The sequence below is a fragment of the Actinophytocola glycyrrhizae genome, assembly GCF_042653545.1.
Taxonomy (GTDB): Bacteria; Actinomycetota; Actinomycetes; order Mycobacteriales; family Pseudonocardiaceae; genus Actinophytocola; species Actinophytocola glycyrrhizae.
In genome coordinates this window covers 606,943-627,563 of record NZ_JBHSIS010000022.1, presented here as the reverse complement: position 1 = coordinate 627,563, position 20,621 = coordinate 606,943, and the positions used below count along the sequence as shown (strand labels likewise).

Annotated in this window: 19 protein-coding genes; 10 read left to right on the top strand and 9 right to left on the bottom strand. The window is 71.4% G+C overall.

Annotation, left to right across the window (positions count from 1 at the left end; all coding sequences use genetic code 11):
- Positions 1-66 precede the first annotated feature (66 nt).
- The 3 genes from ACFPCV_RS33990 to ACFPCV_RS33980 are packed head-to-tail and all read left to right on the top strand — an operon-like array spanning position 67 to position 3,478.
- Positions 67-663: a LemA family protein gene (locus ACFPCV_RS33990; protein WP_378061046.1), complete on the top strand. Its 597-nt coding sequence runs from the start codon at positions 67-69 to the stop codon at positions 661-663.
- A complete protein-coding gene (locus tag ACFPCV_RS33985; RefSeq protein WP_378061044.1) occupies positions 660-2,552 on the top strand; it encodes a M48 family metallopeptidase in 1,893 nt (630 codons plus the stop codon). The genes ACFPCV_RS33990 and ACFPCV_RS33985 overlap by 4 nt, the downstream gene beginning before the upstream one ends.
- Positions 2,549-3,478, top strand: a complete 930-nt coding sequence (locus ACFPCV_RS33980; RefSeq protein WP_378061043.1) for a pseudouridine-5'-phosphate glycosidase — start codon at positions 2,549-2,551, stop codon at positions 3,476-3,478. Before ACFPCV_RS33985 ends, ACFPCV_RS33980 begins: the two co-directional genes overlap by 4 nt.
- 82 nt (positions 3,479-3,560) lie before the next feature.
- On the opposite strand, the gene ACFPCV_RS33975 is transcribed toward ACFPCV_RS33980, so the two are convergent.
- The 3 genes from ACFPCV_RS33975 to ACFPCV_RS33965 all read right to left on the bottom strand — a co-directional run bounded on the left by ACFPCV_RS33975 (position 3,561) and on the right by ACFPCV_RS33965 (position 6,298).
- Positions 3,561-4,526 (bottom strand): ABC transporter ATP-binding protein, encoded by a 966-nt coding sequence (locus ACFPCV_RS33975; RefSeq protein WP_378061041.1) that lies wholly within the window; start codon positions 4,524-4,526, stop codon positions 3,561-3,563.
- A gap of 22 nt (positions 4,527-4,548) precedes the next feature.
- A complete protein-coding gene (locus ACFPCV_RS33970) occupies positions 4,549-5,358 on the bottom strand; it encodes an ABC transporter permease (RefSeq protein ID WP_378061039.1) in 810 nt (269 codons plus the stop codon).
- 127 nt (positions 5,359-5,485) lie between these two features.
- Positions 5,486-6,298, bottom strand: coding sequence for an ABC transporter permease (locus ACFPCV_RS33965; protein ID WP_378061037.1), 813 nt, complete (start codon positions 6,296-6,298; stop codon positions 5,486-5,488).
- A 51-nt stretch (positions 6,299-6,349) separates the two neighbouring features.
- On the opposite strand from ACFPCV_RS33965, the gene ACFPCV_RS33960 reads away from it, so the two are divergent.
- Entirely contained in the window at positions 6,350-7,234 is an 885-nt protein-coding gene (locus tag ACFPCV_RS33960; protein WP_378061035.1) for a carbohydrate kinase family protein, read from the top strand.
- Here ACFPCV_RS33960 and ACFPCV_RS33955 read toward each other — a convergent pair.
- Positions 7,221-7,532 carry a DUF3099 domain-containing protein gene (locus ACFPCV_RS33955; protein ID WP_378061033.1) on the bottom strand — a complete coding sequence of 104 codons (312 nt, stop codon included), beginning with the start codon at positions 7,530-7,532 and terminating at the stop codon, positions 7,221-7,223. The genes ACFPCV_RS33960 and ACFPCV_RS33955 overlap by 14 nt on opposite strands.
- A 101-nt stretch (positions 7,533-7,633) precedes the next feature.
- Between ACFPCV_RS33955 and ACFPCV_RS33950 the strand changes: the two genes are divergently transcribed.
- The 4 genes from ACFPCV_RS33950 to ACFPCV_RS33935 all read left to right on the top strand — a co-directional run bounded on the left by ACFPCV_RS33950 (position 7,634) and on the right by ACFPCV_RS33935 (position 12,222).
- Complete coding sequence (locus ACFPCV_RS33950) at positions 7,634-8,395, top strand: class I SAM-dependent methyltransferase (RefSeq protein WP_378061032.1); 762 nt, start codon at positions 7,634-7,636, stop codon at positions 8,393-8,395.
- Positions 8,396-8,419: 24 nt separating this feature from the next.
- Complete coding sequence (gene dtd / locus ACFPCV_RS33945; RefSeq protein ID WP_378061030.1) at positions 8,420-8,845, top strand: D-aminoacyl-tRNA deacylase; 426 nt, start codon at positions 8,420-8,422, stop codon at positions 8,843-8,845.
- Positions 8,846-9,061: 216 nt separating this feature from the next.
- The gene (locus ACFPCV_RS33940; RefSeq protein WP_378061028.1) at positions 9,062-10,030 is read left to right on the top strand and encodes a sigma-70 family RNA polymerase sigma factor; all 969 of its coding nucleotides are present in this window, start codon (positions 9,062-9,064) and stop codon (positions 10,028-10,030) included.
- Between the two features lie 536 nt (positions 10,031-10,566).
- Positions 10,567-12,222 carry a fumarate hydratase gene (locus ACFPCV_RS33935; RefSeq protein ID WP_378061026.1) on the top strand — a complete coding sequence of 552 codons (1,656 nt, stop codon included), beginning with the start codon at positions 10,567-10,569 and terminating at the stop codon, positions 12,220-12,222.
- A 221-nt stretch (positions 12,223-12,443) separates the two neighbouring features.
- Here ACFPCV_RS33935 and ACFPCV_RS33930 read toward each other — a convergent pair whose 3' ends face one another.
- The 5 genes from ACFPCV_RS33930 to ACFPCV_RS33910 all read right to left on the bottom strand — a co-directional run bounded on the left by ACFPCV_RS33930 (position 12,444) and on the right by ACFPCV_RS33910 (position 18,447).
- Entirely contained in the window at positions 12,444-13,031 is a 588-nt protein-coding gene (locus ACFPCV_RS33930; RefSeq protein WP_378061024.1) for a hypothetical protein, read from the bottom strand.
- Between the two features lie 103 nt (positions 13,032-13,134).
- A complete protein-coding gene (locus ACFPCV_RS33925; protein ID WP_378061023.1) occupies positions 13,135-13,566 on the bottom strand; it encodes a hypothetical protein in 432 nt (143 codons plus the stop codon).
- Positions 13,567-13,660: 94 nt separating this feature from the next.
- Positions 13,661-16,351 (bottom strand): bifunctional acetate--CoA ligase family protein/GNAT family N-acetyltransferase, encoded by a 2,691-nt coding sequence (locus ACFPCV_RS33920; protein WP_378061021.1) that lies wholly within the window; start codon positions 16,349-16,351, stop codon positions 13,661-13,663.
- A 3-nt stretch (positions 16,352-16,354) separates the two neighbouring features.
- Positions 16,355-17,530, bottom strand: a complete 1,176-nt coding sequence (locus ACFPCV_RS33915) for an acetoin utilization protein AcuC (protein ID WP_378061020.1) — start codon at positions 17,528-17,530, stop codon at positions 16,355-16,357.
- 71 nt (positions 17,531-17,601) lie between these two features.
- Positions 17,602-18,447, bottom strand: coding sequence for a sulfurtransferase (locus ACFPCV_RS33910; protein ID WP_378061018.1), 846 nt, complete (start codon positions 18,445-18,447; stop codon positions 17,602-17,604).
- Positions 18,448-18,575: 128 nt separating this feature from the next.
- Between ACFPCV_RS33910 and ACFPCV_RS33905 the strand changes: the two genes are divergently transcribed.
- Together ACFPCV_RS33905 and galK are read left to right on the top strand one after the other, a co-directional pair.
- On the top strand, positions 18,576-19,271 hold the full coding sequence (locus ACFPCV_RS33905; protein WP_378061017.1) for a metal-dependent transcriptional regulator: 696 nt from the start codon (positions 18,576-18,578) through the stop codon (positions 19,269-19,271).
- Positions 19,272-19,427: 156 nt separating this feature from the next.
- Positions 19,428-20,597: a galactokinase gene (gene galK / locus ACFPCV_RS33900; RefSeq protein ID WP_378061198.1), complete on the top strand. Its 1,170-nt coding sequence runs from the start codon at positions 19,428-19,430 to the stop codon at positions 20,595-20,597.
- Positions 20,598-20,621: the final 24 nt, after the last annotated feature.

The window sequence follows — 20,621 nt, the reverse complement described above, 5'->3', positions numbered from 1 at the left end:
GCTGGCGGCCACGCCACGGCCGCTCACCTGCGTATCCTGGGCGGACCGCAGTGGAAGGAGCCAACCGTGGTGTGGCTGCTGGTGGCCGTGGTCGCCGTCGTCGTGCTGGTCGTCGTGGCGATCGTGGTGATGTACAACGCGCTGGTCCGGGCCAGGCACAACTACCAGAACGCCTACGCGCAGATCGACGTGCAGCTCACCCGGCGCCACGACCTGATCCCCAACCTCGTCGAGGTCGCCAAGGCCTACATGCGCCACGAGCAGAACACGCTGACCGCCGTGGTCGACGCCCGCGCCGCCGCGGTCCAGGCCCAACAGCGGGCCGCGCCAGCCGACCCTCGGGCGATGGCCGCGCTGGCAGGCGCCGAGAACGCGCTGACCGGCAGCATCGGCCGGTTCTTCCTCGTCAGCGAGAACTACCCCGAGCTCAAGGCGAGCGACAACATGCGCCAGCTCGCCGAGGAGCTCACCTCCGCCGAGAACCGGGTCGCGTTCGCGCGGCAGGCCTACAACGACGCGGTCATGGTGTACCGCAACAAGCAGGACACGTTCCCGTCGAACCTGATCTCGAACATGTTCTCCTTCGGCCCGGCCGCCTACCTGGAACTGGACGACCCGGTGAAGCGCGCGGCCCCGCAGATCTCGTTCGGTCGCGACGAATGAACTTCTTCCAACGGCAGCAGGACGTCCGCAAGTCGTCGCGCCGGCTGGTCGTGCTGTTCGTGGTCGCCGTGCTCACGTTGGTCGTGGTCGTCGACCTGATCGCGTTCTTCCTGCTCGGGCTGTCCGAGCAGCCGACGACGGCGATCCTCGACATCATGATCGGGCTCAGCCTGTTCCTGATCGTCGCGATCGGGCTGACGTCGCTCTTCCGCATGCTGGCGCTCAAGCGCGGCGGCGGTGGCAAGGTCGCGCAGTCGCTCGGCGGCCTGTTCGTGCCTGCGGACACCGCCGACCCACGGCTTCGCAGGCTGCGCAACGTCGTCGAGGAGATGGCGATCGCCTCCGGCACCCCCGTGCCGGAGGTGTACGTGCTGCCGCACGAACCGGGCATCAACGCGTTCGCCGCCGGGTTCACCCCCGCCGACGCCGCGGTCGCGGTCACGCACGGCGCGCTGGAGCGGCTCAACCGCGACGAGTTGCAGGGCGTCATCGCGCACGAGTTCAGCCACGTCGTGAACGGCGACATGCGGCTCAACATCCGGCTGATGGGTGTGCTGTTCGGCATCCTCGGGCTCGCCGTGATCGGCCGGATCCTGATGTCGATCCGCGGTGAGCGCAACCCGCTGCCGCTGATCGGGCTCGTGCTGCTGGTCGTCGGCTACATCGGCGTGTTCTTCGGCAGGCTGATCAAGGCGGCCGTCTCGCGGCAGCGGGAGTACCTCGCCGACGCGTCCGCCGTGCAGTACACCCGCCAGACCGAGGGGCTCGTCGGCGCGCTGAAGAAGATCGGCGGCCTCCCCGAGGGCGCCAAGCTGCGTGACAAGCGGTCCGAGGACGTCAGCCACATGCTGTTCGGCGAGGGCTTCGCGAACTGGTTCGCCACGCACCCGCCCATCGAGCAGCGGATCCGCACCCTCGACCCGGCGTTCGACCCGGCACAGTTCGCGCAGCTCACCTCGGCCTGGCAGGCGCGGCCACCGGACGGCATGCGGGAGGACGAGGCGCTGGGGCTCGCGCCGCCCGGTGAAGGGCCACTGCCGCCGCCGAACGCGGCCATGCCGGTCCAGGCCGCCCACGTCGTCGCGTCGATCGGGACGGTGTCCCAGCAGGCCGCGCACCAGCGGGCAGGCTCCATCATCGCCGCCATCCCGGCGCCGCTGCTGGACCGCGCCCGCCACCCCGACACCGTGTTGCCGCTGGTCCTCGGCCTGCTGATGGCCCAGGACCCCCACGCCCGGGCGACACAGCAGGCGATCGTCGCGAGCCGGTTCGGGCCGTCGGTCGCCGACGCGGCGACGCAGGACGCGCAGACGCTGGCGTCGCTGCACCCGGTGCTGCGGCTGCCGATCGCCGAGCTGGCGTTCCCCGTGCTGCGCAGGCGGCCGCGCCCGCAGCAGGACGCCGTCCTCGCGTGCATCCACGCGCTCGCGCAGGCGGACGGGGTGCTGACCCTGCGCGAGTACTGCCTGTCACGGCTGCTGCACCGCGAGCTGTACGAGTCGGTGCACCACACCTCGCCGTGGGCCGGGCGGCGCGCCCCGCGGCAGGCGGTCGACCAGGCCGTCGCGACGCTGCTCGCGGTGCTCGCGGCGGCGGGTGGCCCCGGCGAGCCGGAGGACGCGTACCGTGCCGGGCTGGCGCAGGTCGTGCCGGGGCAGCCGCTGCCGTTCACGCCGGTGCCGCCGGTCATGCTGGAGAACGTGTGGCCGGTGCTCGACGGGCTCGGCGGGCCGGAGAAGGAGCACCTGGTGACCGGGATGGTGACGGTGATCGGGCACGACGACGTTGCGACCGTGTCGGAGATCGAGCTGCTCCGCACCGTGTGTGCGCTCATCCACTGCCCGCTCCCGCCGCTCGCCGACGCGCGACCGGAGCAGGTCACGCCATGACCGGAAAGGACCACATGCGAGTCACCGAGGAAGTGTCGGCGGCGCGGGCCGACGGCCGTGCGGTGGTGGCACTGGAAAGCACGATCCTGGCGCACGGCCTGCCCCCGGGCCGCAACCGCAAGGTGGCGACCGCGATCGAGGACGCCGTCCGCGCCGCCGGTGCCGTGCCCGCGACGATCGCGGTGCTGGACGGGCAGATCCGCGTCGGCCTCACCGCCGCCGAGCTGGACCGGGTGTGCGCACCGGACGCGGAGCTCGCGAAGCTGTCGGCCCGCGACCTCGGCCCCGCGGTGGCGCTCAACCGCGACGGCGCGACCACGATCGCGAGCACGTCGGTGATCGCGTACGCGGCGGGCATCCCCGTGTTCGGCACCGGTGGTCTCGGCGGTGTGCACCTGCCCCCGCCCGGCGAGATGAAGTCGTGGGACGTGTCTGCCGACCTGGAGGTGCTGGCGACCACCCCGGTCACCGTCGTCTGCTCCGGGGTGAAGTCGGTGCTGGACATCGGCGCCACGATCGAGGTGCTGGAGACCCGGTCCGTGCCGGTGCTCGGCTACCGGACGAACTCTTTCCCCGCGTTCTACCGCCGCGAGTCCCGGTTCCCGGTGCCGTGGCGGGTCGACACCCCGAAGGAGGCCGCGGCCGTGGTCGCGGCGCACCACGCACAGGGCCCCGGTTCCGGTGTGCTGCTGACCAACCCGATCCCCGAGGCCAGCGAGATGGACCGCGGACTGCACGACCGCCTGCTGGCGGAAGGCATGGCGAAGGTCGCGACGGGCGACGTCCGGGGCGGCGACGTCACCCCGGTCCTGCTGGAACACTTCCACACGGCGAGCGGCGGGGTGAGCCTCGACGCGAACGAGGCACTGGTGCTGTCGAACGTCGCCCTGGCCGCGGCGGTCGCGGTCGCCCTCACCCGGCTCTGAACCGCGTTCTGTTCGTTTCGCCGGGGCCCTGCCCGGAAGCCGTGCCCACCCGCCAGACCCACTTCACGTGATCTACACGGAGTCAACCGTCCAGGGCGTGTCCCGAGTACAGTCTCGCGACGACGTCCTCGATCTCCGGCTCCTGCACCGACAGGTCCCGCAACGGCACCGCCCGCGCCAGCCGCGCGACGACCTCGCCCGCGGTCGCGCCCTCCAGCGTCAACGTCACCCGTGTACCCGCCACGCTCTCCACCGCTGCGCCCGGCAGCATCAGCCCCTCCGGCCACGGCGCGTCCAGGTCCGCGACCACCCGCCGCTTCGACCGGTACGTCGCGTGCAGCTGCTCCACCGTCCCGTCGTGCACGACCCGGCCGTGGTCGATCACGACGAGGCGCCTGCACAGCTTCTCGATGTCGGCGAGGTCGTGGGTGGTCAGCACGACCGTCGTGTCGCCGCGTTCGCCGAGCTCGGTGAGGAAACCACGCACGGCCTGCTTGCTCAGCACGTCCAGCCCGATCGTCGGCTCGTCGAGGAACAGCACCTTCGGGCCGTGCAGCAGGGCGGCGGTCAGCTCGCCGCGCATCCGCTGTCCCAGCGAGAGCTGCCGCACCGGGGTGTCCAGAAAGGAGTCCAGGTCGAGCAGCGAGCGGCAGTAGGTCAGCCGCGCCGCGTGGTCGGCGGCCGGGACGCGATAGATGTGACGCAGCAACGTGAACGACTCCGCGAGCGGCAGGTCCCACCACAGCTGCGACCGCTGCCCGAACACCACCCCGATCCGCCGCGCGAGCTGGATGCGCTGCGGCACCGGCGAAAGCCCGCACACCGAAACGCTGCCACCGGACGGCGTGAGCACCCCGGTCATCATCTTCAGCGTGGTCGACTTGCCCGCGCCGTTCGGTCCGATGTAGCCGAGCATCTCGCCCTCGGCGACCGAGAGCGTCACACCGTCCACAGCGGACACCGTGCTCCGCGTTCGACGGAACCGGCCGACCTTCTTGCGTACGGTGAAATCCTTGCGCAGCAACAATGTCTTGATGATGTCACTCACTCCGCAAGCTCCGTTCGGTGAATCATGATCCGGTGCTCCGGTAGTGGCGGACACCCGTGCGCCAGAACAACGCGGCGAGCACGGCGACGGACAAGGCGGTCAGCGGCGAGCACCAGCGCAACCAGTCCGGCACGCCCAGCGGATCCGAGCGGCCGAGCATCGCGAGCGCCGGGAGGTAGGAGACGAACGCGAACCCCAGTCCGTAGGCGAAGAACCGGCGAAACCAGCCGCCGAACACGGTCATCGGGTACGCCGAGACATCCTTGCCGCCGTAGGTGAAGGCGTTCGCGATCTCACCGGTGTCGATCCACCAGAAAGCGACGGTGGCGAAGAAGACGAACACCGCGCCGAAGAACAGCGCCCCCGCGAGCGGCGCCAGCACCACGATCACCCACACCGCGGGCGACCACTCGACGGGCGCGGTCAGCAACGCGACCACGTAGATCGCCGTGCCCTGCACGACCCGGCCCACCCGGCGCGGCGCGAAGTCCATCGCGACCAGCTGCAACAGCGGCGACAGCGGCCGCAGCAGTACCGCGTCGAACAGCCCGGACCGCACGAAGACCCGCAGCCGCTCGACGTTGCCGACCACGAGGTCCGCCACCGGGAACGCGAGCGCCGCGATCCCCACCATCAGCAGCACGTCCCGCCCACCGAACCCGCCGAGACTGTCGTTGACCGAGAACAGCACCCACACGGTGACGAGATCCAGCGACGTGAGCACCGTCGAGAAGAACAGGTCGATCGCGAACGAGAACCGGTACTGCGTCTGACTGCGTATCTGCGCGACCAGCAGCCTGGAGTACGGACTGCCGCGACGCTCGCCTTGCAAGCTCCGCTCACCACGATGTTCGCTCCGCAAGCTCCGCTCACCACGATGTTCGCTCCGCAAGCTCCGCTCACCACGATGTTCGCTCCGCAAGCTCCGCTCACCACGATGTTCGCTCCGCAAGCTCCGCTCAGCCACCCTGCACCACCAACCGCCGCACCGCCCGCCGCTGCACGACCCGGCCCAGCGCGACCAGCGCAAGCACCCACGCGGCCTGTCCCGCCACCAGCAGCAGCCCGTGCCCGGCACCGCCGCGCTCGACCAGCACGTCCAGCGGCGCTTGCAGCAGCGACGGGAACGGGGTGCCCACCCACAGCGCCACCACCAGCCAGTCCGGCAGCACGGTCACCGGGAAGTACAGCCCGCTGCCCGCGCCGGACGCGACCACCCACACCATCTGCGCACCACGCACGTCCAGCAGCCAGAACGCGCTCAGCGCCACCAGGTACCGGCACGCGGAACACACCAGCACCGCCAGCAGCACCGACACCGCGAACAGCGGGTAGGTCCACGCGTGCGCGGGCAGGTAGAAGTCGAACGCCAGCAGGCCGACCACCACCGGCACCACGAACCGGGTCAGCATCGCGTGCCCGGCCCGGCCCACGTCGGCGGCGACGAACGCGGCCATCAGGTCCACCGGCCGCAGCAGGTCGGCGACCACCTGCCCGGTCCGCACCCGCTCCGGCAGCTCCTGCTGCCCCCAGTAGTTGACGACCGCCAGCAGCCCCTGCCCCACCCACACGAACGTGACCAGCCGGGCCGGGTCGTAGCCCGCCATCGTCCCGGTCACGGCCGCCACGGACAGCAACGTGTAGCAGCGGACGAAACCGAAGACGGTGTTGGTGAACGCGCCCGCGAACGTCGCCTGGCGGTAGGTGGCGTACCGCCGGAACTCCGCCCCCGCGAGCGCGGCGAGCACCCGGACGCCACTGGTCGAGGCCACGCGGGCTAGCCTCCGATCCTGTTCGTCCTGGGACGTGGTGATGGGAGCGGCGTGGGCATCGTGGTCGTTGGCGACGTCGCGTTGGACGTGGTCGCCACTCATGCCGGATCGATCGTGCACGGCGGCGACGCCAGGGCGAGGATCGCGCTCACGACCGGCGGAGCGGGCGCGAACACCGCCGCGTGGCTCGCGTACAGCGACGTCGAGGCGGTCCTGGTGGCTCGGGTGGGCGACGACGTGGCTGGGCGGCGCGCATCCGAGGAGCTAACCACCACCGGGGTGCGGTGCGCATTCACAATTGACCCCGGCGCCGCGACCTGCACCGTCGTGGTCCTGGTCGACGGCGACGGGCAGCGCAGCATGCTGCCCGACCGCGGCGCAGGCAAGCACCTCGCCGCCACCGACCTCGACCCCGCGCTGCTGCGCGACGCGGAACACCTGCACCTGTCCGGCTACGTGCTGCTCGACGAGGAGACCCGCGAAGCCGGCCTCGCGATGCTGGCCGCCGCACACGACGCGGGCCTGACCACGTCCGTCGACCCGCAGGCGGCGGCACTGATCACCGACCCTGCGCGGTTCCTCGACGAACTGCGGGACGTGGACGTGCTGCTGCCGAACCTGGACGAGCTGGCCGCCCTGACCGGCTCCCGCGACCCGGCGAGCGCGGCGACGCTGCTCGGCACGGTCGGCACGGTCGCCGTCACCACGGGCCCCGCAGGCGCGAGCTGGGTCGACAAGGACGGCATCGTGTCCGTGCCCGCGGCACCGGGCGACTGCGTGGACTCCACCGGCGCGGGCGACGCGTTCGACGCCGGGCTGCTGTCCGCGCTGCTCGACGGCAAGCCCCCGCGGGAGTGTCTGCTGGCAGGCGTCCACCTCGGTGCCATGGCGGTGAGCAGGGTGGGCGCGCAGCCCGGCCCCCTCAGCCCTCGATGATCGGGTGGTCCCGCTTCTCCAGCGCCATCGGCGTCGGCTCGTAGCGGTTGACCTGCTCGGACCTGCGCGGTGGCCGGTCGTTCGCGATCAGCACGGCGATCCACGGCAGCGGGATCGACAGCAGCACGAACCCCAGCGCGAGCCACCACGTCTCGTAGAAGATGCCTGCCAGCACCAGGCATGGCATGCGCAGCAGCATCATGATCAGGTACTTGCGTTTGCGCGCGGCGTACTCATCCTCGTACGACGGCGCGGCCTCGGTGATGAGAACCGGGGTGTCGTCCCGCTCGGACTTCACGACACCACCTCCAGACACCCATCGTCCCACCTTCCGGCCCCGATTGCGCCATCCGGGTAGAAGTGCGTTGTGCGCAGGGCGAAAGCCGGTATGAAGGTCTCATGACCTTGAGCGGGTTCGAGACCCCACTGGATCATCTCCAGCAGTGGCGCGAGAGCCCGCTGGAGCGGTTGCGGCACACGGTCACCGAGGCCAACCTCGCACGGCACCTCGGCCCGGAACCGGCCAGGGTGCTGGACGTGGCGGGCGGCAACGGCATGGCGGCGGTCCGGCTCGCGGCGGCCGGCCACGAGGTGACGGTGCTCGACCCGGCCGGCGCCATGCTGCGGGCCGCGATCCACGCCGCGGAGGCACACGAGGTGGCCGACCGGCTGCACGTGGTCCAGGCCGCGGCCCACGACGCGCCAGAGGTGTTCACCGACCACGACTTCGACCTCGTGCTGTGCCACAACCTGTTGCACTACGCCGAGTCACCGGACGAGCGCATGGCGGTGCTGAGGGCGATCACGGCCCCGCTGCGGCCCGACGGGCTGCTGTCGGTGGTCGGGCCCAACGAGGACTTCGGCCCGGCACAGGTGGTCGTGCGCGACCGCGCACCGGCGCTCGCGCTGCGCGACCTCGACGGCGGCGCCGACGAGTGGTCCACCCCCGGCACCGTCGGCGAGGTCGTGGCGACCCTCGCCGAACTGGGCATGGCGGAGATCGTCCGCTACGGCGTGCGGTGCGTGAGCGACCTCGTCACCGAGGAGGACGCGGCCGACCCGGCGTTCATGGCGGACCTGGAGCGGCTGGAGCTGGCGCTGTCCGACCGCATGCCGCACCTGCTGACCGCGCGGTACTACCACCTGATCGCCCGGCGCTGACGATGCTTTGACACCATCACCGCCGTGCGCGCGGTGGTGGCGAGGGTGTTGTCGGCGAGTGTGACCGTCGACGGGTCCGTGGTCGGCGAGATCAAGGAACCGGGCCTGCTGGTCCTGCTCGGCGTCGCCGACGGGGACACGACCGCCCAAGCCGACACGATGGCCCGCAAACTGCACGAACTGCGCGTTCTGCGTGACGAACAGTCGTGCGCGACGACGGGCGCCCCCCTGCTCGTCGTGAGCCAGTTCACATTGTACGGCGACACCCGCAAGGGCCGCCGTCCGTCGTGGACACACGCCGCCCGACCGGAGGTCGCCGAGCCGCTCGTCGACGCCGTCGTCGCCGGGTTGCGCGCCAGGGGCGCACATGTGGAGACCGGCCGGTTTCGCGCGGCCATGACCGTCGCCTCGGAGAACGACGGGCCATTCACCGTCATCGTCGAGATCTGAGCCCTCTCCGCCTCTCAGGAAAACCTCAGCATTGGTAGAGCAACCAGTGTGGCGGGGCTGACGTCATCCAGTTGGGATCTCGGGAACGAATCGAGACCCAACGGCGTTTTCCAGAGTGTCCAGCCACCGAACGCGAACCACCGCCAGGCGGCTCACCGGACACATGGCCGGTGTGTGACACAGGACACACCAGCCCGCGAAAGGGGGAGGGAGAGCATGACGGTCCCACAGCAACGCGAGCCGGAGCCCAGCGAGATCGACCTCGATGCCCAGGGTCCCGCGGCCGACCTGGTCCGCGTGTACCTCAACGGCATCGGCCGGACCGCACTGTTGACCGCGGCTCAGGAGGTCGAGCTCGCCAAGCGCATCGAAGCGGGTGTGTTCGCGCAACACATGCTCGATACCGCCGACAAGCTCGACAGTACGCGCCGAGCCGAGCTGCGTCAGCTCGTCAGCGACGGCCACGTGGCGAAGAACCACCTGCTGGAGGCCAACCTCCGGCTCGTCGTGTCACTCGCCAAGCGGTACACCGGCCGCGGCATGCCGCTGCTGGACCTGATCCAGGAAGGCAACCTGGGCCTGATCCGCGCCGTCGAGAAGTTCGACTACACCAAGGGCTTCAAGTTCTCCACGTACGCCACGTGGTGGATCCGGCAGGCCATCACCCGCGGCATGGCGGACCAGAGCAGGACCATCCGCCTCCCCGTCCACCTGGTCGAGCAGGTCAACAAGCTGGCCCGCATCAAGCGCGACCTGCACCAGCAACTCGGCCGCGAAGCCACCCACGACGAGCTGGCGAAGGAAGTGGGCCTCACCCCCGAGAAGGTGGCGGACCTCCTCGACCACGCCCGCGACCCGGTGAGCCTCGACATGCCCGTCGGCTCCGAGGAAGACGCACCACTCGGCGACTTCATCGAAGACGGCGAAGCCACCGACGCCGAAAGCGCCGTCATCTCCGGCCTGCTCCACGACGACCTGCGCAGGGTCCTGGCCACCCTCGACGAACGCGAACAGTCGGTCATCCGTCTCCGCTACGGCCTCGACGACGGACAACCCCACACCCTCGACCAGATCGGCAAGCGCTTCGGCCTCTCCCGCGAACGCGTCCGCCAGATCGAACGAGAGGTCATGTCCAAGCTCCGCCAAGGCGAACGAGCCGAGAAGTTGCGCGCCTACGCGAGCTGAGCAACCAATTCCGCATCGAGTCCGTCCAGGATGCAGGAACCCATTGACACGTGACGCACACCACGGCACGGTCTAGGGACCGGACTACGCGATGCGGATGGCCAATCACCATTCGTAGTCGCCATCCAACGGGAGGTCGGGACGGCCGGGGGCCGCCCCGGCCTCTCGGCTTCGGCCCGCCTGTTCGCGGAGAGCGCTCACCGGGGCGCCTTCGACGACGACGCTGGGGGGCCGAGCCCCCCAAACCCCCCACGGTGCGGTCTGTGCCTGACCCAGCGTGGCTATCTTTCGCGCTTCGGCGCTTCGCGCCTTGCGGTGCCCCGCGCTTCGCCTCCTTGCTTCGCGCCACGGCGCTTTGCGCTTCGGCGCCTTCGCGCTTTCGCGCCTTGCGGTGCCCCGCGCCTTGCGCTTCGCGCCGTCCGGCGAGCACCCAGCCCTGTCAGAACGGTCTGGGCAGCGAGCAACACCACAGTCCAGGGCCTGTCCGGGGCGCGGTAACGTCAGGGGATCCCGCCACCGACACAGGAGTCCCCAAGGTGACCGCGACCTTCGAGTACACCGAAGCCCTTCCGCTCGGCCCCGACAACACCACCGAATACCGGCTGGTCACCGCCGACGGGGTGCGGCTGATCGAGGCCGCGGGCCGGAAGTTCCTCGAAGTGTCGCCCAGCGCGCTCACCGCGCTCGCCAAGGAAGCCATCCGGGACATCCAGCACCTCCTGCGGCCGGGCCACCTCTCGCAGCTACGGGCGATCGTCGACGACCCGGAGGCCAGCGGGAACGACCGCTTCGTCGCCATGGACCTCCTGCGCAACGCCTGCATCTCCGCGGGCGGCGTGCTCCCCATGTGCCAGGACACCGGCACCGCGATCGTCATCGGCAAACGCACCGAGACGGTGCTCACCGGCGGCACCGACGAGGCCGCGCTCGCCAGGGGCGTCTTCGAGGCCTACCAGGAGCTGAACCTGCGCTACTCACAGTTGGCGCCACTGAGCTTCTGGGACGAACGCAACACCGGCACCAACCTGCCCGCCCAGCTGGAGCTGTACCACAAGGACGGCGACAAGCCCGAGTACGAGTTCCTCTTCATGGCCAAGGGTGGCGGCAGCGCCAACAAGACCTTCCTGTACCAGGAAACCAAGGCCCTCCTGAACCCCACGCGCCTCGCGAAGTTCCTCGACGAGAAGCTCCGCGGCCTCGGCACCGCCGCGTGCCCGCCCTACCACCTCGCGATCGTCGTCGGCGGCACCTCCGCCGAGAACACCCTCAAGGTCGCCAAGCTCGCCTCCGCCCGCTACCTCGACAACCTCCCCGGCGAAGGCTCCTCCGGCGGCCACGCCTTCCGGGACACCGACCTCGAGCAGCAGGTGCTCGAGATGACCCGCCAGTTCGGCATCGGCGCACAGTTCGGCGGCAAGTACTTCTGCCACGACGTGCGCGTCATCCGGCTCCCCCGCCACGGCGCGTCCTGCCCCGTCGGCATCGCCGTGTCCTGCTCAGCCGACCGGCAGGCCAAAGCCAGGATCACCGCGGACGGTGTGTTCATCGAGCAGCTCGAACGCGACCCCGCGCGGTTCCTGCCCGACACCACCGACGACGAGCTGACCGACGAGGTCGTGCGGATCGACCTCACCCGGCCCATGGACGAGATCCGCGCGACCCTCTCGGCGCTGCCCGTCAAGACACGCCTGTCGCTCACCGGGCCGCTGGTCGTGGCCAGGGACATCGCGCACGCCAAGATCAAGGAACGCCTCGACGCCGGCGAGCCCATGCCCGGCTACCTGCGCCACCACCCCGTCTACTACGCGGGCCCGGCCAAGACGCCAGAGGGCTACGCGTCCGGCTCGTTCGGGCCCACCACGGCCGGGCGCATGGACTCCTACGTCGAACAGTTCCAGGCCGCGGGCGGCTCACTCGTCATGCTCGCCAAGGGGAACCGGTCCCGCCAGGTGACCGAAGCCTGCCAGTCACACGGCGGGTTCTACCTCGGCTCGATCGGCGGGCCCGCCGCCCGGCTCGCGCAGGACTGCATCAAGAAGGTCGACGTCCTCGAATACCCCGAACTCGGCATGGAAGCCGTGTGGAAGATCGAGGTCGAGGACTTCCCCGCGTTCATCGTGGTCGACGACAAGGGCAACGACTTCTTCGCGGGCACCTCGCAGCCCACCCTGCAGATCGCGTTCCGCCGCTAGACGACTGATTCCATGAAGATCATGTGAAGTGGCTCGGGCGTACGAACCGTCATCGGCACGACCCCCATACCCCTGCGGGCGCCCGACGGGGCTGGGCCGATGCCGTGAAGGCGCACGGCACAACCAGTGCCGTCAATGGGCCATTCAGGACGCCCAGCGCCCTGAACGCGCCTTTCAGGGCATTACCCGCGCCGTCAACTTTCACAAGGGCGTGTCACTGGTCAGCGGCCGGTCGACAGCAGGACCTTCCGGTCCCGCAACGGCTGGTCGAGCGTGACCGCCACCGGCTTCGGCGTCATCACCGACGTGCAGATGCTGTCGTCGGGACGGCCGCCCGGCGTCTGGTCCAGCGGTCGCAGCATGATCTTCACCGCGTCGGCGGACTGGTCGATCAGCACGGCCTCCGCGCCGCTGCAGCCGCTGCTCGCGAACGCGATCACTTCCAGGGTGAAGCCGTCCTCGTGCACCCATGCCTTGTCGCCGTACTCCCGGTAGTACTCCGGCAGGGCCGACGCGTCGACCTGCGACACCGGCACCTCGGTCAGCCCGGGCGGCGCCACCGGACCGTCCGGCCCGATGGTCACCTTCGGCTCGCCATCCGAGGGGTCCTGGGGCTTGCCGGACGACGGTGGCCGCGGGGTGGCGACGTCCGACGGCGTCGGTGGCTCGGGCGGCGTCTTCGACGGGCGCTCCTCGGACGTCGTGGTCGTCGTGGTCTGGTCGGCCGCGGCGGGACTGGACGCGTCCCCGCACCCGGCCAGCAGGCCCAGCGCGAGTGCCGCGGTCACGGTGGTCAGCAATGCCCTCATGGGGAAAGGACGGTAACCGCCGGTTCCCAGGTTGCACGAGACGGTGCCCGGTCGCGCGGGGGCATCGCGCGACCGGGCACCAGGGAGGAAGGCCGGCTGTCCCTCATGCCTTGCGCTGCTCGGTCCTCAGCACCACCGTGCGGTCATCCAGCGGCGCGTCCAGCTCCGTGGTGATCTTCGGGTAACGCAGGTCCATCGTGCAGGACTTCGGCTCCGCCGGCTGCGTCTCCACCATCAGCACCACGACCCGAGCCTCGGTCTGCTCCGGTATCTCGACACTCGCCCGGCCGCAGCCGCCCTCCTGGGCGACCACGCCGAGGGACATCCCGTCGTCCTCGGTCCACACCATCTGTGGGTAGCTCTCCGGCAACTGGGAGTCGTCGATCTGCGATTTCGCGACCGCATCGCCACCGGCGGGGGGTGTCCGCGCCGGCTGGCGGTCAGGTGTGGTGGATTCCGACGTCGCCGTGGTCTCGGTCGTGCCGGTACGCGGCTCCTGGCTCTCTTGCGTGGTGGCGCAAGCGCTCGCGAGCAAGAGCAGAACACCTGCGCCAACAACGGTTCCTAGGCGTTTCATGTGCAGAGGACGGGACCGCGGGCGACAGCGGTTGCACACCGTCGGGCAAAACCTACTTTCGTAGGAAGGTCGCCGACCGGAGCCTGCGTGGCCCGCTGTCCAGCCGCGATGGCGGCGGCCCGACCCGCACCCGTGCGCCGACCGCCTGCGCGCCCGCCGGCGCGGCCAGGATCGGCTCCAGCGCCAGCCACCGCACCTGCGGCACGTCCTCGGCGAGTGCCGCCACCCGCAGCACCAGGTCGGCCAGCGCGTCCAGGTCGGCGGGTTCGCCGCCCCGGTAGCCGGTGAGCAGCGGCGCCGCCTTCGGTGCGCGGACCAGCGCGGCGGCGTCGACGTCGGTCAGCGGCACCGCGCGGTAGGCACGGTCGCCGAGCAGGTCGGAAACCACGCCGGACAGTCCGAACGAGACGATCGTGCCGAACGACGGGTCGTCGCGCAGACCGATCGCACAGCCGATCCCCCTGCGCGCCATGCGTTGCACGTACACGTCGGCGACCTCGGCCAGCTCGGCGAGGTCGGCGAACGCGGCACGCACGGCCTCCGCCGTCGCCAGGTCGAGCCGCACCCCCTCCAGGTCGGGACGCCGCCACCACCGCTCACCGGTGGCCTTCACCGCCACGGGATAACCCAGCTCCTCCGCGGCGGCGACCGCCTCGTCGGCCGACGTGACCGCCCGGTGCTCGGCGATCTCGATGCCATAGCAGGACAGCAGGCGCACGGACTCGGCGTCGGTCAGCTCGACGAGCCCCTCGTCCGCACCGGACAGCCGGGACAGCACCAGTTCCCGCGCGCCGTCGACGTCCATGTTCTCCGGCCGCACCAGCTCACCCTGCGGCCTGGACCGCCACGCCGCGTACCTGGTCGCGCGGGCCAGCGCGAGCACCGCACGTTCCGGGCTCGGGTAGGACGGGATCGAGCCGCGGGCTGGTGAACCGTCGCCGCCCCGCACCGCCAGCTCGGCCGGGATGCCTTCCGTGGCGAGGAACGTGGACACGATCGGCTTGCTGCCGCCCTCCTCGGCCGCAGCGTCCCGCAGCGCCCGCGCGTACTCCGCGCCAGGGATCGACAGCGGCGGCACGAACACCACGACGAGCGCGTCCACCTCGTCACTGCGCAGGCGCTCGCGGACCGCGTCGGCGAGCACGTCCGGGCCGGCGGACGCGCCCACGTCCACCGGCCCGGCCGCCAGCTCCAGGCCCTGCCCCAGTGCCGCGTCGGCGGCGAGCACCCCGATCGCGGACGAGTTGCCGACCACCGCGACCCGGCCACCGCGCGGCAGCGGCTGGTGCGCGAGCAGGATGGCGGTGTCGAAGAGCTGCGCGATCGACTCGACCCGGATCACACCGGCCTGCTCGAACAGTGCCTGCACGCTGGCGTCGTCGACCGCGACCGACGTCGCGGCCAGCGCGGGCACCACCGCGTTGCGGCCCGACTTCACCGCCACGATCGGCTTGACCCGGCCGAGCCTGCGGGCGAGCCGGGCGAACTTGCGCGGGTTGCCGAACGACTCCAGGTACAGCAGCACCACGTCGGTCGCCGGGTCGGTCTCCCAGTACTGCAGCAGGTCGTTGCCGGAGACGTCGGCGCGGTTGCCCGCCGACACGAACGTCGAAAGGCCAAGCCCGCGGGCCGCCGCGTCGGCGAGGATCGCGGTGCCGAGCGCGCCGGACTGGCTGAAGAACCCGCTGCGGCCGCGGCCGGGCAGCTTCGGCGCGAGCGTCGCGTTGAGGCGCACCGCGGGGTCGGTGTTGACCACGCCGAGCGCGTTGGGCCCGACGACCCGCATGCCGTGCGCCCTGGCCTCGGTGACCATCCTGCGCTCGGCGCCCTCGCCGTCCGGGCCTGCGTCGCTGAAGCCCGACGAGATCACCACGAGCGCCTTGACCCCCTTGGCCAGGCAGGCGTCCATCACCTCGTCCATGTGCTCGGCGGGCACCGCCACCACCGCGAGGTCGACGGGGTCGGGGATGTCGAGCACGCTCGCGTAGGCGCGCACACCGCGCACCGACCGGTGCTCGGCGTTCACCGGGAAGACGGGCCCGGCGAAGTCGGCGCGCAGCAGGTTCCCGAGCACCGCGTAGCCGATCTTGTCCGGGTCGGTGGAGGCGCCGATCAACGCGACCGACCTCGGGTGCAGCAGGTTGTGCACGCTGCGTGCCTCCGCCGCCTGCTCCCTGGACCTGGCGACGGCGACGGACTCCTCGGTCGGGTCGATGGCGAACTCCAGGTGGAAGACGCCCTCCTCCATCTCGCGGGTGACCTGGTAGCCCGCGGCGCGGAACACGCGCAGCATGGCCGAGTTCTCGGCGAGCACCTCGGCGACGAACCGCTCGATGCCGCTCTCCCGCGCCGCGGCGGCGAGGTGCTCCAGCAGGATCGGCCCGAGACCGCGGCTCTGGTGCCGGTCCTCGACGACGAACGCGACCTCGGCGGAGGGCCCGTGGTCGATGCGCTCGTAGCGGGCTACCGCGACGATGTCGTCGCCGAGCAGCGCGACGAACGCGACCCGGTCGTGGTGGTCGACGGTGGTGAACCGGGTCAGGTCGCGCGGCGGGATCTGCGGGTAGGCGCCGAAGTACCGCAGGTAGCGGGTGCGCACGGACATGCGGCCGTGGAAGGCGAGCAGCGCGTCGGCGTCGCTCGGCACGATCGGCCGCAGGTGCACGGTGCCGCCGTCGGCGAGCACCACGTCGGCCTCCCAGGCCCTGGGATAGTCGAACGGGTCCTGCTGGTCGGCGGCCATGGCTCAGTCTCTCGGATCGTCGGGGTCGAGGCCGTGCAGCGGGAACACCGCGCGCCGGACCTCCTTGATGACGCTGTCGACCCGCTCGCCGTCCTCGCCGTCCCACGGCTCGAAGTCCACGCTCCTGCCGTCGCTCATGGTGAGCGGCAGTTCGGCGGTCGGCGCGATCTTGTCGACGAAGCGGGTCCACTCGCTGGGCAGGGTGGTGCCCGCGGCGACGTCCCGGTCGAGCACGGTCGCGATCAGGTGGGTCCACGACCTCGGCACCACCCGCAGGAGCGCGTAGCCGCCCCCGCCCGCGGCGAGCCAGTTGCCGCCCGCGTACTGCTCCGCGAGTGTGCGCACGGTCCGGTAGATCGCGCGGTGCCCGTCGACGGACAGCGACAGCGAGGCGAGCGGGTCCTCGTGGTGGGTGTCCACACCGCACTGGCTGACCAGCAGCTGCGGCCGGAACTCCGCCAGCAGCGACGGGACGACCGCGTGGAAGGCCCGCAGCCAGGCGCCGTCGCCGGTGTTGGGCGGCAGGGGCACGTTCACCGCGCTGCCCGGCGCGTTCGGCCCACCGGTCTCGTCGGCGAACCCGGTGCCGGGGAAGAGCGTCAGCGGGTTCTGGTGCAGGGAGATCGTGAGCACGCGGGGGTCGTCGTAGAAGGCGGCCTGCACCCCGTCGCCGTGGTGGACGTCGGTGTCGAGGTACGCGATGCGCTCGTACCCGTTGTCCAGCAACCACGAGATGGCGACGGCGAGGTCGTTGTAGACGCAGAAGCCGTGGGCGTGGTCACGCATCGCGTGGTGCAGCCCGCCCGCGATGCCGACCGCCCGCTTGGTTGCCCCGCTCGCGATCTGCCGCGCCGCGAGCAGCGAGGAGCCGACCACGCGGGCCGATGCCTCGTGCATGTTGTCGAACACGGGGTTGTCCGAGGTGCCCAGACCGTGCCCGACGTCCCAGCCGGCCATCGGCGCCTCCCGCACGGCGGCGAGGTAGCCGGCGTCGTGGATCCGCTCGATCTCGGCGTCGGTGGCCTCCTGCGGGACGAGCAGCTCGACCCCGTCGAGCACCCCGAGCGTGGCGGCGAGCCGCATGGTCAGATCGAGCCTGATCGGATGCAGCGGATGCTCACCGCCGAGGTCGTAACCGAGCAAGGCGGAGTCCCACACGACCGAACCAGGCAAGCCCATGCCACAACCCTATCGAGACGAGGTGGCCCCAGCCCGTCGCCGGAGCGCACTGTATTCTGTATACAGGCTTGTCAGCCCGGTGCGTCACCCGTGTCCACGGGCCGGTCCGGGTCCCCGCTCCATTCGGACCACGACCCGGCGTACAGCGCGGCGTCGTCCCCCAGCCCGGCCACTTCGAGTGCGAGCAGCACCGACGTGGCGGTCACGCCGGACCCGCAGTAGGCGCCGACGGGCCGGTCACCGCGAACACCGAGTTCGGCGAAGCGGGCGGCCAGCTCCCCTGGCGTGCGCCAGCGGCCGTCCTCCCCCGTGTGGGCCGCGAACGGCGCGTTCACCGCACCCGGCACGTGCCCGGCCTTCCGGTCGACCGGCTCCACGTCGCCCCGGTACCGCTCCGGCGCGCGAGCGTCCAGCAGCAGACCGGTGCGCGCCAGCTCGGCCGCACCGTCGGCGTCGAGGACCGGCAGCTGTCCGGGCCGGACGGTGACATCGCCCTCGGGGTGCACCGGCACGTCGGTGGTGACCGGACGGCCCTCCGCCTGCCATGCGGCGAACCCGCCGTCGAGCACGCGGACCCGGTCGTGGCCCGCCCAGCGCAGCAGCCACCACAGGCGGGCGGCGATCGAGCCGTTGTCCGCGTCGTAGCCGACGACCGGGTGGCCGTCCCGCACCCCGGCCGTCCGCAGCGCCCGCTGCAGTTCCGCCCGCGACGGCAGCGGGTGCCTGCCGCCGGGCCCCGGCGGTGCCGCGAGCTCGGTGTCCAGGTCGAGGAACACGGCACCGGGCAGGTGCCCCCTGTCGTAGTCCTCGCGGCCGGGTGGGCCGCCGAGCCGCCAGCGCACGTCCAGGAGCGTCGGCGGCGCGGCCGCCGACAGCGACGCGGCGAGGTCGGTGCACGACACCAGTGGAGAAGTCACCCGGCTATTCTCCACACACCCGACCTGCCATGCCGTGTCCCGCAGCGGGCAACTGCTCACTGCCCGTGACCGCCAGACTGCTCCACCCGGACGAGCGACTAGCATGGTTTACGACGAAGGGGAACGGCGTGAACGAGCTCATCGACACCACCGAGATGTACCTCAAGACGATCTACGAGCTCGAGGAGGAGGGCGTCGTCCCGCTGCGCGCCAGGCTCGCCGAGCGCCTCGGCCAGAGCGGTCCGACCGTGAGTCAGACCGTCGGCCGGATGGAACGGGACGGCCTGGTCGTCGTCGCGGGCGACCGGCACCTCGAACTCACCGATCACGGCCGCGCGCTGGCCGTCACGGTGATGCGCAAGCACCGGCTCGCCGAACGTCTCCTCGTCGACGTCATCGGCCTGGAGTGGGAGCACGTCCACAGTGAGGCGTGCCGCTGGGAGCACGTGATGAGCGAGGCGGTCGAGCGCAAGCTGGTGAAGCTGCTCGGCCACCCGACCACCTCGCCGTACGGCAACCCGATCCCGGGCCTGGACAAGCTGGGCGAGGGCGAGCCGGCCCCGCCGGTCGAGGCCGGTCTGGTCCGCATGGACGACGTCGCCCGCCGCGGTGGCGGCAAGGTCGAGGTCCGCCGCATCGCCGAGCACGTGCAGCTCGACCCCGACCTCATGGCCGAGCTCAAGCAGGTCGGCGTCATCCCCGGTCAGACCGTGCAGGTCGGTCCGTCCAAAGGCGACGGTCACACGATCGAGGTCAGCGGCGAACACAGCTCGGCGCTGGTCGCCCCGACCGTGCTGCACGCCGTGCTCGCCCGCGCGAAGTAGGCGGCCCCGGCCACCGTGACCACCACCAACGAGCGTGGCGCCGCCGACGCGCGCAGCAACACGCCCCCCGACAGTGTCCCCACCAACAGCGCACACACCGACGGTGAGCCCGCGGTGGGCGGCGGCACGTCCGTGCTCGGCACGGCCACGCACAACGTGCCTGCCCGCGCGGCCGCCGAGTTCGAACGCCTCCACGGCCGCCCGCCCGCCGGGGTGTGGTCGGCACCGGGCCGCGTCAACCTGATCGGCGAGCACACCGACTACAACGACGGCTTCGTGCTGCCGTTCGCGTTGCCCTACCGCATCGCGGTGGCCGCGGCGCCCCGCGCCGACGGCACGCTGGCCGTCACCACCGTCGGCGACGACGGCAGGCCCCAGCAGGCCGGGCCCGTGACCATCGCCGACCTGGCGCCAGGGTCGGTCGAGGGCTGGGCCGCGTACCCGTCCGGTGTCACGTGGGTGCTGCGCGACGAGGGCTTCGGCGGCGGTGCCGACCTCGTCATCGCGGGCGACGTGCCCGCGGGTGCCGGTCTGTCCTCCTCTCATGCCTTGCAGTGCGCGACGGCGCTGGCGTTGCTCGGGCTGGCCGGGGTGGAACTGGACGAGCCGGACGCGCCGAGCCGCGCGACGGTCGCGAGGTGGGTGCAGCGGTCGGAGAACGACTACGTCGGCGTCCCGACCGGCCTGCTCGACCAGACCGCGTCACTCTCGTGCGTTGCCGACCACGTGCTTTTCCTCGATGTGCGCTCCGGTGAGATGGAGCAGGTTCCGTTCGACGCCTCCTCTGCTGGTCTTGCCGTGCTCGTCATCGACACGAAGGCGAAGCACTCGCACAGCGACTCCGGTTACCGCGAGCGCCGCGCGGGCTGCGAACGCGCCGCGGCGCTGCTCGGGCTGCGCGCCCTGCGGGACGTCACCGAGTCCGGGCTCGACGACGCACTCGCCCGGCTGCCGGAGGAGCTTCGCCCGCTGGTTCGCCACGTGGTCACCGAGAACGCCCGCGTGGAGCGCACGGTCGAGCACCTGCGCGCGGGCCGGATCGCCGACATCGGCGACCTGCTGACCGCGTCCCACGCCAGCATGCGCGACGACTACCGCATCTCGTGCCCGGAACTGGACGTCGCGGTGGACACGGCACTCGCCGCGGGCGCGCTGGGTGCCAGGATGACCGGCGGCGGCTTCGGCGGGTCCGCGATCGCACTGGTCGCCGCCGCCGAGGTCGAAGCGGTCGGCAGGAAGGTGCTGGCGGCGTTCGCCGAGCGCGGCCTGACCGCGCCGGGCCTGTTCACGGCGGCGCCCTCCCCCGGCGCGGGCCGGGACAACTGAGCTTTCTCGGATTTCTCGCAGACG